12 protein-coding genes and 1 pseudogene are annotated in these 9,997 nt (G+C 69.2%); 3 read left to right on the plus strand and 10 right to left on the minus strand.

Annotated features, from left to right (window positions below):
• From AC2VOR_RS10515 to trxA, 3 genes are all read right to left on the minus strand, one after another.
• Positions 1-380 (minus strand): ATP-binding cassette domain-containing protein (locus AC2VOR_RS10515; RefSeq protein ID WP_486963752.1); only part of this gene is annotated, 380 nt, incomplete at its 3' end.
• Positions 381-395: 15 nt separating this feature from the next.
• Positions 396-1,205, minus strand: a complete 810-nt coding sequence (locus tag AC2VOR_RS10520) for an enoyl-CoA hydratase (RefSeq protein WP_369739121.1) — start codon at positions 1,203-1,205, stop codon at positions 396-398.
• 55 nt (positions 1,206-1,260) lie between these two features.
• Complete coding sequence (gene trxA / locus AC2VOR_RS10525; RefSeq protein ID WP_369739122.1) at positions 1,261-1,620, minus strand: thioredoxin; 360 nt, start codon at positions 1,618-1,620, stop codon at positions 1,261-1,263.
• 129 nt (positions 1,621-1,749) lie between these two features.
• On the opposite strand from trxA, the gene AC2VOR_RS10530 reads away from it, so the two are divergent.
• A complete protein-coding gene (locus tag AC2VOR_RS10530; RefSeq protein WP_369739123.1) occupies positions 1,750-3,576 on the plus strand; it encodes an acyl-CoA dehydrogenase in 1,827 nt (608 codons plus the stop codon).
• Between the two features lie 28 nt (positions 3,577-3,604).
• On the opposite strand, the gene AC2VOR_RS10535 is transcribed toward AC2VOR_RS10530, so the two are convergent.
• Entirely contained in the window at positions 3,605-3,799 is a 195-nt protein-coding gene (locus AC2VOR_RS10535; protein ID WP_369739124.1) for a hypothetical protein, read from the minus strand.
• Between AC2VOR_RS10535 and AC2VOR_RS10540 the strand changes: the two genes are divergently transcribed.
• On the plus strand, positions 3,798-4,457 hold the full coding sequence (locus tag AC2VOR_RS10540) for a DUF5666 domain-containing protein (protein ID WP_369739125.1): 660 nt from the start codon (positions 3,798-3,800) through the stop codon (positions 4,455-4,457). The genes AC2VOR_RS10535 and AC2VOR_RS10540 overlap by 2 nt on opposite strands.
• A gap of 116 nt (positions 4,458-4,573) precedes the next feature.
• Positions 4,574-5,287, plus strand: coding sequence for a DUF5666 domain-containing protein (locus AC2VOR_RS10545; protein ID WP_369741633.1), 714 nt, complete (start codon positions 4,574-4,576; stop codon positions 5,285-5,287).
• A gap of 39 nt (positions 5,288-5,326) precedes the next feature.
• On the opposite strand, the gene AC2VOR_RS10550 is transcribed toward AC2VOR_RS10545, so the two are convergent.
• The 6 genes and pseudogenes from AC2VOR_RS10550 to AC2VOR_RS10575 form a co-directional block, all read right to left on the minus strand.
• Positions 5,327-5,677: a metal-sulfur cluster assembly factor gene (locus AC2VOR_RS10550; RefSeq protein WP_369739126.1), complete on the minus strand. Its 351-nt coding sequence runs from the start codon at positions 5,675-5,677 to the stop codon at positions 5,327-5,329.
• Positions 5,655-6,141 (minus strand): annotated as a pseudogene (sufU, locus tag AC2VOR_RS10555) (Fe-S cluster assembly sulfur transfer protein SufU); the annotation flags it as partial. The pseudogene sufU and the gene AC2VOR_RS10550, both read right to left, overlap by 23 nt.
• The gene (locus AC2VOR_RS10560; protein WP_369739127.1) at positions 6,138-7,388 is read right to left on the minus strand and encodes a cysteine desulfurase; all 1,251 of its coding nucleotides are present in this window, start codon (positions 7,386-7,388) and stop codon (positions 6,138-6,140) included. The pseudogene sufU and the gene AC2VOR_RS10560, both read right to left, overlap by 4 nt.
• A gap of 3 nt (positions 7,389-7,391) precedes the next feature.
• Positions 7,392-8,171 (minus strand): Fe-S cluster assembly ATPase SufC, encoded by a 780-nt coding sequence (gene sufC / locus AC2VOR_RS10565; RefSeq protein ID WP_369739128.1) that lies wholly within the window; start codon positions 8,169-8,171, stop codon positions 7,392-7,394.
• Complete coding sequence (sufD, locus tag AC2VOR_RS10570) at positions 8,168-9,337, minus strand: Fe-S cluster assembly protein SufD (RefSeq protein WP_369739129.1); 1,170 nt, start codon at positions 9,335-9,337, stop codon at positions 8,168-8,170. Before sufD ends, sufC begins: the two co-directional genes overlap by 4 nt.
• Positions 9,334-9,997, minus strand: a 664-nt coding sequence (locus tag AC2VOR_RS10575; RefSeq protein WP_486963753.1) for a SufD family Fe-S cluster assembly protein, incomplete at its 5' end; no start/stop codon positions are given. The genes sufD and AC2VOR_RS10575, both read right to left, overlap by 4 nt.

Here is a 9,997-nt window from a genome sequence, read left to right on the forward strand (position 1 = left end):
TCCTCCAACTGCCCGTAGCGGCGGATCGCGCGGTCGCGCGCCTCGTCGTCGGCGACCTCGGCCATCAGCACCTGCTGCTTCTCGAGATCGCTGACCAGCACGTCGAGGCCGCGGGCCGACAGCACCCGGTCGCGCGCCAGCACCTCCAGATCCCCCTGTTTGGGATCCTGTGGCAGGTAACCGATTTCGCCGGTGCAGATGACCGAACCGGCGTACGGCTGACCCTCCCCCGCCAGGATCCGCAGGGTGGTGGTCTTGCCCGCGCCGTTGCGCCCGACGAGCCCGATGCGGTCGCCGGGCTGCACGCGCAGGTCCGGGCCGTCGGGTGAGAGCAGGATGCGCGCGCCGGCGCGAACCTCGAGGTTCGTGGCCGTGATCACGATCGCGCCCCTTGCCTATTTGTCGTCGGTGAAAACCGCCGGCCGGCGCTCTTTGCGCGCGGCGACCGCTTCTTCGAAGTTCGCGGTGAGCAGGCGGACGAACAGCTGTCCGAGGCCCTCAGCCTGCATATGCCCCTCCAGGCTACCGGCATCGAGCCCGCTCCACAGTGTGCGCTTGGTCAACTCCGTCCCCGGCCGGGAAAACGCCGCGATCCGCCCGGCGATGGCATAGCAGGTGTCCAACAGCTGATCCTGGGGCACCTGGCAGGACACCAGGCCGATCCGCTCGGCCTCCTCGGCGGTGACGTCGCGGCCGGTCAGCATGATCTCGAAGGCACGCGAGGATCCGATCGCCCTGGGCAGCAGGTAACTCAGGCCCAGTTCGCTGGCGGTCAGGCCGTTGTTGATGCCCGCGGCGCGGAAGTAGGCACCGGTCGCGGCGACGCGGATGTCGGCAGCCAGCGCCAGGCACAGGCCACCGCCGATGGCCGGGCCGTTGACCGCGGCGATTACCGGTTGGTGCAACCGGCGCAGGGCCAGGATGACCTCGTCCAGAACCTCCATCGAGCGCAACGCGTAGGTGGGACGGGTCAACCCGTCCACGTGGGGCACCGCGCCCGCGGACTTGTGGTCGGCGCCCGAGGAGAATCCCCGGCCCGCCCCGGTCAACACCACCACCCGCACCGAATTGTCGTGCCTGACCCGCTCGAGAGCCTCCCTGAGCGGCACCATGACGTCGAACGCCATGGAGTTCATCCGCTCGGGGCGGTTGAGGGTTACCAGCGCGACGCCCGGTCGCGGATGCTCTACCAGAACCAAACTCACCCGTGAACGGTAGCGCGGACCCCCGCGCCGGGCCGCGACGCAGCGCGGCGGGGGCTCAGGTCTGGTCCGCCTGATCCGCCTGAGCGGCCTCGACGTCGAACGCCTTGACCTGCCGCACCAGGTCCTCCAGCGCCGCCGGCGGCAGGGCTCCGGGCTGATTGAACAGCAGCATGCCCTTCTTGAACGCCATCAGGGTGGGGATGGAGCGGATCTGGGCGGCCGCAGCCAGCTCCTGCTGGGCCTCGGTGTCGACCTTGGCGTGGACGATGTCGGGGTGCTTCTCCGACGATGCCTCGAACGTCGGCCCGAACTGACGGCACGGTCCGCACCACGAGGCCCAGAAGTCGACGAGCACGATGTCGTTGCCCTCAATCGTTTCGTTGAATTTCTCAGCAGTGAGTTCCAAAGTTGTCACACCGAACCCAACGCGGCCGGGGGGGCGTTGTGTTCCCGCGACGGGCCGGGCGGCGCCCCGGTTACGGTTGCGTACCTATTCCGGCTCGGAGGACACTGTGGCTGATGCCCGCCGGTGAAGGGAACCACCTTGGGCCACTACATCGCGAACGTGCGTGATCTCGAGTTCAACCTGTTCGAGGTGCTCGAGTTGGGCGCTGTCCTCGGCGCCGGGAAATACGGCGACCTCGACGAGGAGACCGTCCGGACCATCCTGGCCGAAGCCGCCCGCCTGGCCGAGGGCCCGCTCGCCGAATCGTTCGCCGTCGCCGACCGCCACCCGCCGGTGTTCGACCCTCAGCAGCACACCATCAGCGTGCCCGCCGAGTTGGCCGAGACGGTCGAGGCGATCCGAGCGGCCGGGTGGTGGCGACTGGGCCTGGCCGAAGAGATCGGCGGCGTGCCCGCCCCGCCGCCGCTGACGTGGGCGGTCAACGAGATGATCATCTGCGGCCATCCCGCCGCCACCTTCTTCTGCCTCGGTTCGTTGATGGCCCAGGCGCTGTACGAGGTGGGCACCGACGAGCAGCGGCGGTGGGCGGCCGAGGGGCTGGAGCGCGGCTGGCAGGGCACCATGGCGCTCACCGAGCCCGACGCGGGCTCGGACGTCGGCGCGGGCCGCACCAAGGCCGTCGAGCAGCCCGACGGCACCTGGCACATCGAGGGCGTCAAGCGGTTCATCTCCGGCGGGGATGTCGGGGACACCGCCGAGAACATCTTCCACCTCGTGTTGGCCCGGCCGGAGGGCGCCGGCCCGGGCACCAAGGGGCTGAGCCTGTTCTACGTGCCCAAGTTCCTGTTCGACCCGGACACATTCGAGCTCGGTCCCCGCAACGGGGTCTATGCCACAGGGCTCGAACACAAGATGGGCATCAAGGCGTCCCCGACTTGTGAGATGACGTTCGGCGCCACGGACGTCCCAGCCGTGGGCTATCTGGTGGGCGGCGTGCACAACGGGATCGCACAGATGTTCACCGTGATCGAGCAGGCGCGCATGACCATCGGCGTCAAGGCCGCCGGCACCCTGTCCACCGGCTACCTCAACGCGCTGGCCTTCGCCAGGGAACGGGTGCAGGGCGGCGATCTCACCCAGATGGCCGACAAGACCGCGCCGCGGGTGACGATCATCCACCACCCCGACGTGCGGCGGAGCCTGATGACCCAGAAGGCCTACGCCGAAGGCCTGCGCGCGCTGTACATGTATGCCGCCACACACCAAGAAGACAGCGTGGCGCAACATGTTTCGGGCGCTGATCACCAGATGGCGCACCGCGTGGACGATCTGCTGCTACCGGTGGTCAAAGGGGTGAGCTCCGAACGCGCCTACGAGGTGCTCACCGAGTCGCTGCAGACGCTGGGCGGTTCCGGCTACCTGCAGGACTATCCCCTCGAGCAGTACGTGCGCGACTCCAAGATCGACTCGCTCTACGAGGGCACCACGGCCATCCAGGCGCTCGACTTCTTCTTCCGCAAGATCGTCCGCGACCGGGGTGAGGCGCTGCGCTTCGTCACCGCCCGGATCGCCGCGACCATCGACACCTGCGACGAGGCGCTCAAACCGGACGCGCGGCTGCTGCAGACCGCGCTGGAAGATGTCACGGCGATGACCGGGGCGCTGACCGGGTACCTGACGGCGGCCGCCGAGCATCCCCCCGAGATCTACAAGGTGGGACTCGCCTCGGTGCGCTACCTGCTGGCGGTGGGCGACCTGCTGATCGGCTGGCGCCTGCTGGTCCAGGCCGGGGCGGCGCGCGCCGCGCTCGACCGGGCCGCCGCTACTGACGCGGCGTTCTACCGCGGCAAGATTGCCACCGCCGGCTTCTTCGCCCGGAACATCCTGCCCAGGCTGAGCTCCCTGCGCAGCGTCGTCGACTCCCTCGACGGCGACCTCATGCGGGTTGCCGAAGACGCCTTCTGATTTTGTTACACACAGGTTACTTTCAGCTTCAACGGGTAAACCCCTTGCGTTGGTGCCAAACCAGGATTGGAGAAACGTTGATATCTGTCAGCCCACAGTCCCCTCGACTCACCCGGTTCGCTGTTTTCGCTGTCACCGGAGCCACCGCGCTCTCCATCGCGGCCTGCACCTCGTCGAACAAGTCCAGCTCGACGTCGACGTCGACGTCGACCTCCACGTCCATGTCCACCTCCACCGAGACCTCCACCAGCGGTGTGCCCCCGGCCGAGGGTCAGGCCAAGGTCAGCGGGCTGGTCGCGTCGGTCGCGGGCAACGCGGTCCAGGTCACCCAGAAGGACGACTCCAACGCCACCGTCGACTACACGCCGACCACCAAGATCACCGAAATCACCCCCGCGGCGCTCACCGACGTCACCACGGGCAGCTGCGTGATCGTGCGGCCCACCAAGGCCGAAGCCGAGGCCGGACAGCCGGTCACCGCGGCGTCGGTGCGTGTCAAGCCCGCCGTCAACGGCAAGTGCCCGCAGGGGCCGAAGTCCCCGGCCGCCTCCAGCAGCCCGGCGCCGTCGGGCTCGGCCACGCCGGCGCCCGCCAAGCCGATACCGGTCCGGGGCACGGTCGCGTCGGTGGCCAACAACACGATCAACGTCACGACCAACGACGCCGCCGGCAATCCCGTGCAGACGGCTGTGACGGTCGACGGCAAGACCAAGTACTCCAAGCAGGTGGAAGCCACCAGCGACGCGATCACGCAGGGCAAGTGCATCAAGGCGCGCGGCACCAAGGACAGCACCGGCACGCTGCAGGCGACCAGCATCAAGCTGCGCGAGGCCGTCGACGGCAAGTGTGGCAAGGCGGCGCAACCCGCCCAGGGCGGCTGACGGCGACCCGCTCGCCTCAGCCGCCTGAGGTTCGTATCGCCCGGTGCGGGCGCGGTGTGACGCGCCCGCACCGGGCATCGACGTGCGATCGGAGAAAGTCGGTGCCTGCCATCCCGGTGAAACCTCGGGTGCTCCAACCCGCGATCGTCGCCGTCATCGTCGCGCTGACCGTCGCCGCGTGCGGCGCCACGCACACCACGAACAGCGACGCCGGGAAGCGCAGCGTGACGGCGACTGCCCCACCGCGCTCCGCACCGAGCGCGGCGCCGCCGGCACCCCCGGAGGGCAGGGACTACGTCGAGGGCCTCGTCGAGTCGGTGTCGGGCAACGCGATAGCGCTTCGGACCCGGACCGGGAGCGCGACGGTCGACTTCGCGCCGTCGACGCGCGTCGTCGAGGTCACCCCCGCCCGGCTGAGCGACGTGACCCCCGGCAGTTGCGTCAACGTCCGCGCCACCCCGCAAAGCGCCCCGTCGGGCGGCGGCGTCACCGCCGACTCAGTGACGATCGCCCCGGCGGTCGACGACACCTGCCCGCCGCCCGCAGGCCTCTATGGCAGGGTGGCCGCGGTCTCGGGCAACACGATCTCGGTCGACGGCGGCCCCGGCGGGAAGCCGCCCACCACGGTGACCGTCCTGAACACCACCACTTACCGCAAGCAGACCCAGGCCGGCGCCCAGGCGATCGTCAAAGGCCGGTGCCTGGGAGCCCAGGGAACCGGCGGCGACGGGGTACTGCAGGCGACGACCATCAGCCTGGAGGCGTGCCCACCGATGGGCGGCCACCATCATCACCATCTGCACCTCCCGCACTTCCCCTTCCACCTGTAGGGCCCGTCCACCGTAGGGCCCGTCGGGGTTGGGGCCGACTCAGACGGTGAAGCCGAGGGCCCGCAGTTGCTCGCGGCCGTCGTCGGTGATCTTGTCCGGGCCCCAGGGCGGGTTCCAGACCCAGTTGATCCGCAGCTCGTCGACCAGGCCGCTGCCGACCAGCGCCATGCGCGACTGGTCCTCGATGACGTCGGTCAGCGGGCATGCCGCCGACGTCAACGTCATGTCGATGACGGCGACGGTTCCCTCGTCGCCCTCGTCGACGACGTTGAGGCCATAGACCAGGCCCAGGTCGACGACGTTGATGCCCAGCTCCGGGTCGACGACGTCGCGCATAGCCTCCTCGACGTCGGCGAGCAGCTCGTCGTCCGGGGCGGTGGTCTCGCTCATCACCCAACCTCCTTCAAAGCTTCGCAGGCCCGGGCCAGCGCGTCCTTACAGGCCATCCATCCCAGCAGCGCGCACTTCACCCGCGCCGGGTACTTGGCGACGCCGGCGAAGGCGATCCCGTCGCCTAACACGTCCTCGTCGCCCTCGACGGTGCCGCGGGAGGACACCATCTCGGTGAACGCGGCGATGGTCTCGAGCGCCTCCGGGACGCTCTGGCCGATCACCTGCTCGGTGAGCACCGAGGTCGCCGCCTGGCTGATCGAACACCCCTGCCCGTCATAGGAGACGTCGACGACGCGCTCACCGTCGTCGGACAGCGCGACCCGCAGGGTCACCTCGTCGCCGCAGGTCGGGTTGACGTGGAAGACCTCCGCGCCGAACGGTTCCCGCAGTCCCCGGTGCTGCGGATGCTTGTAGTGATCGAGAATCACTTCCTGATACATCTGCTCGAGCCGCAACGTCATTCTCTCCCGAAGAAATCGAGCGCGCGCCGAACGCCGGCCACCAGACGGTCGACCTCCTCGGCGGTGTTGTACACCGCGAACGACGCGCGCGCGGTGGCCGCCACCCCGAACCGGCGGTGCAGCGGCATCGCGCAATGGTGCCCGACGCGCACCGCGACGCCCTCGTCGTCGAGCACCTGCCCGACGTCGTGCGCGTGCACCCCGTCCACGACGAACGACACCGGGGAGCCGCGGTCCACCAGGGACGTGGGCCCGATGATCCGCACGCCCCCGATTTCCGAGAGTCCCTCGAGGGCCGCGGCGACCAGTTCTCGCTCGTGGGCCTCGACGGCGTCCATCCCGATCGCATCCAGGTAGCGCGCGGCCGCACCCAGCCCGACGACCTGGGAGGTCATCGGCGTGCCCGCCTCGAAGCGTTGCGGTGCGGGCGCGTAGGTGGACGTCTCCATCGTCACGGTCTCGATCATCGAGCCGCCGGTGAGGAACGGCGGCAGCGTCGCCAACAGCTCGCGGCGGGCATACAGCGCGCCGATCCCGTTGGGGCCCAGCATCTTGTGCCCGGAGAAAGCCGCGAAGTCGACGTCCAGCGCGTGCAGGTCGACCGGCTGGTGCGGCACCGACTGGCAGGCGTCCAGCACGGTCAGCGCGCCCACCGCCCTGGCCCGGGCGACGATTTCGGCCACCGGCGCCACCGCCCCGGTGACGTTCGAATGATGGCTGAAGGCGACGAGTTTCACCCGCTCGTCGAGCCGCAGCGAGTCCAGGTCGATGCGGCCCTCGCCGGTGACGCCGTACCAGCGCAGGGTGGCGCCGGTGCGCCGGGCCAGCTCCTGCCACGGCACCAGGTTGGCGTGGTGCTCGAGCTCGGTGGTGACAATGACGTCACCCTCGCCCACGGCCCGCTCGAACCGGTTGTCGCCCAGCACGTAGGACACCAGGTTGAGCGCCTCGGTGGCGTTGCGGGTGAAGACCAGTTCGTCGGCGTCGGCGCCGACGAACGCCGCGACGTCCGCGCGGCCCTGCTCGTAGGCGTCGGTGGCCTCCTCCATCAGCTGGTGGGCGCCGCGGTGCACCGCGCCGTTGGACGTGAGCAGGAACTCACGCTCGGCGTCGAGCACCGGCAGCGGGCGCTGCGAGGTCGCCCCGGAATCCAGATACGCCAACTGGTTCCCGCCACGCATGACGCGCTGCAGGATCGGGAAGTCGGCGCGGATGGCCGCGACGTCCAGCCGGGTCGGGGTCGTCATGGGTCACGCTCCCGCAGCCGCTTGGGTGAAGCGCACGTAGCCGTTCTGCTCGAGTTCGTCGGCCAGCTCCGGCCCACCGGACTCGGCGATGCGGCCGCCGACGAAAACGTGGACGAACTGCGGGCGGATGTAGCGCAGGATGCGGGTGTAGTGGGTGATCAGCAGGATGCCCCCGTGCTCGGTCTCGGCGTAGCGGTTCACTCCCTCGCTGACCACCCGCAGCGCGTCGACGTCCAGCCCGGAGTCGGTCTCGTCGAGGATGGCGATCCTGGGCTTGAGCAACTCGAGCTGCAGGATCTCGTGGCGCTTCTTCTCGCCACCGGAGAATCCCTCGTTGACGCTGCGCTCGGCGAACGCGGGGTCGATCTCGAGCGAACCCATCGCCGCCTTGACCTCTTTGACCCAGTGCCGCAGCTTCGGGGCCTCACCGCGCACGGCGGTGGCCGCCGAGCGCAGGAAGTTCGACACCGACACGCCCGGCACCTCGACGGGGTACTGCATGGCCAAAAAGATGCCGGCCCGGGCGCGTTCGTCGACGCTCATCGCCAGCACGTCCTCGCCGTCCAGCGTGATCGACCCCGAGGTCACCCGGTACTTGGGGTGGCCGGCGATCGCGTAGGACAACGTCGACTTGCCGGAGCCGTTGGGGCCCATCAACGCATGCGTCTCACCGGATTTCACCGTGAGGTCCACACCGTTGAGGATGGGGATCTCGCGCTCCCCCTCGGCGGCGTCGGGATTGTCGACGCTGACATGCAGGTCCCTGATTTCCAGTGTCGTCATGAGGTTGTCGTCTTCTCCGTGAGTTCGAGTTCGTGTTCAATGGCTGCGGTCAGCCGTTCCCTTACCTCGGGCACCGCGATCTTGGAGATGATCTCGCCGAAGAAACCGCGGATCACCAGCCGGCGCGCCTGCTCCTCCGGGATGCCTCGGGAGCGCAGGTAGAAAAGCTGCTCGTCGTCGAAACGCCCGGTGGCGCTGGCGTGGCCGGCGCCGGCGATCTCACCAGTCTGGATCTCCAGGTTGGGCACCGAGTCTGCGCGCGCCCCGTCGGTAAGCACCAGATTGCGGTTGGCCTCGAAGGTGTCGGTGCCGGTGGCCGCCGCGCGGATCAGCACGTCGCCCACCCACACGGTGTGCGCGTCGGGCAGCGCGGAGTCCGGATCCCCTTGCAGCGCACCCTTGTACAGCACGTTGGACGTGCAGTCCGGCTGCGCGTGGTCCACCAGCAGGCGCGACTCCAGGTGCTGGCCGTCGTCAGCGAAATACAGGCCCAGCAACTCCGCGTCGCCGCCGGGGCCGTCGAAGCGCACGGTGGCCGACATCCGCACGACCTCCCCGCCCAGGGTGACGGCGACGTGGCGCAGCACCGCGTCCTTGCCCAGCCTGGCGTGGTGGGCGCTGACGTGCACCGCGTCGTCGGCCCAGTCGGCGATCCAGACGACGGTGAGCCGGGCCGCGTCGCCGACCACAAATTCGACGTTGTCGGCGTAGGTTCCGCTGCCGCGGTGGTCGATGACGACGACGGCCTCGCCCAGTTCGTCGGCGCGGACCTGCAGATGCCCGTAGGCGACCGCGCCCTCGCCGGGCCCGGTGACCGTGACGTTGACCGGTTCGGCGACCTGTACGTCGCGCCCGACGGTGATCAGCGTCGCGGAGTTGAACGATGAAAAAGCTTGCGCCGCAACGCGGTCGGTGGGGGCACCGGCCTGGCCCAGGCGTTCGTCACCGCGGCGGACGGTCTCGGTGTGCACGCCGGGCCGCTCGTCGACGTCGATGCGCGCGCTGCCGGTGGCGGGCGCCGAGCCGTCGTGCAGGCCGCGCAGCCGCCGCAGCGGGGTGAACCGCCACAACTCGTCGCGGCCGTGCGGGACCTCGAAGGCGTCGACGTCGAAGGAGGCGAACAGCTCACCTTTGGTGAGCGCGCCCGTCGTTCCCGTGGCGGTCATCCGACCGCACCTTCCATCTGCAGTTCGATGAGCCGGTTGAGTTCCAGCGCGTACTCCATCGGGAGTTCCTTGGCGATCGGCTCGACGAAGCCGCGCACCACCATCGCCATCGCCTCGTCCTCGGTCAGCCCGCGACTCATCAGGTAGAACAGCTGGTTGTCGCTCACCTTGGACACGGTGGCCTCGTGACCCATCGTGACGTCGTCCTCGCGGATGTCGACGTAGGGATAGGTGTCGCTGCGGCTGATCGTGTCGACCAAAAGCGCATCGCATTTCACGCTGGAACGTGAGCCGTGCGCGCCCTTGTTCACCTGCACCAGGCCGCGATAGGAGGCGCGGCCGCCGCCGCGGGCCACCGACTTGGACACGATGTTGCTCGACGTGTTGGGCGCCAGGTGCAGCATCTTGGCGCCGGTGTCCTGGTGCTGGCCCTCGCCGGCGAAGGCCACCGACAGCACCTCGCCCTTGGCGTGCTCGCCGGTCATCCAGACCGCCGGGTACTTCATCGTCACCTTCGAGCCGATGTTGCCGTCGACCCACTCCATGGTGGCGCCGGCCTCGGCACGGGCCCGCTTGGTGACCAGGTTGTAGACGTTGTTCGACCAGTTCTGGATCGTGGTGTAACGGCAACGGCCGCCGGGCTTCACGATGATCTCGACC

The sequence above is a fragment of the Mycobacterium sp. TH-M103 genome (assembly GCF_057473785.1).

Bases quoted from the DNA above. Each gene is read 5' to 3' on its own strand.
- AC2VOR_RS10535 (WP_369739124.1), bottom strand. From the start codon at position 3,799: ATGGACGTGGAGGTCGACGTCGACGTCGACGTCGAGCTGGACTTGTTC.
- AC2VOR_RS10550 (WP_369739126.1), bottom strand. From the start codon at position 5,677: ATGAGCGAGACCACCGCCCCGGACGACGAGCTGCTCGCCGACGTCGAG.
- AC2VOR_RS10540 (WP_369739125.1), top strand. From the start codon at position 3,798: ATGTCCACCTCCACCGAGACCTCCACCAGCGGTGTGCCCCCGGCCGAG.
- sufC (WP_369739128.1), bottom strand. From the start codon at position 8,171: ATGACGACACTGGAAATCAGGGACCTGCATGTCAGCGTCGACAATCCC.
- sufD (WP_369739129.1), bottom strand. From the start codon at position 9,337: ATGACCGCCACGGGAACGACGGGCGCGCTCACCAAAGGTGAGCTGTTC.
- AC2VOR_RS10560 (WP_369739127.1), bottom strand. From the start codon at position 7,388: ATGACGACCCCGACCCGGCTGGACGTCGCGGCCATCCGCGCCGACTTC.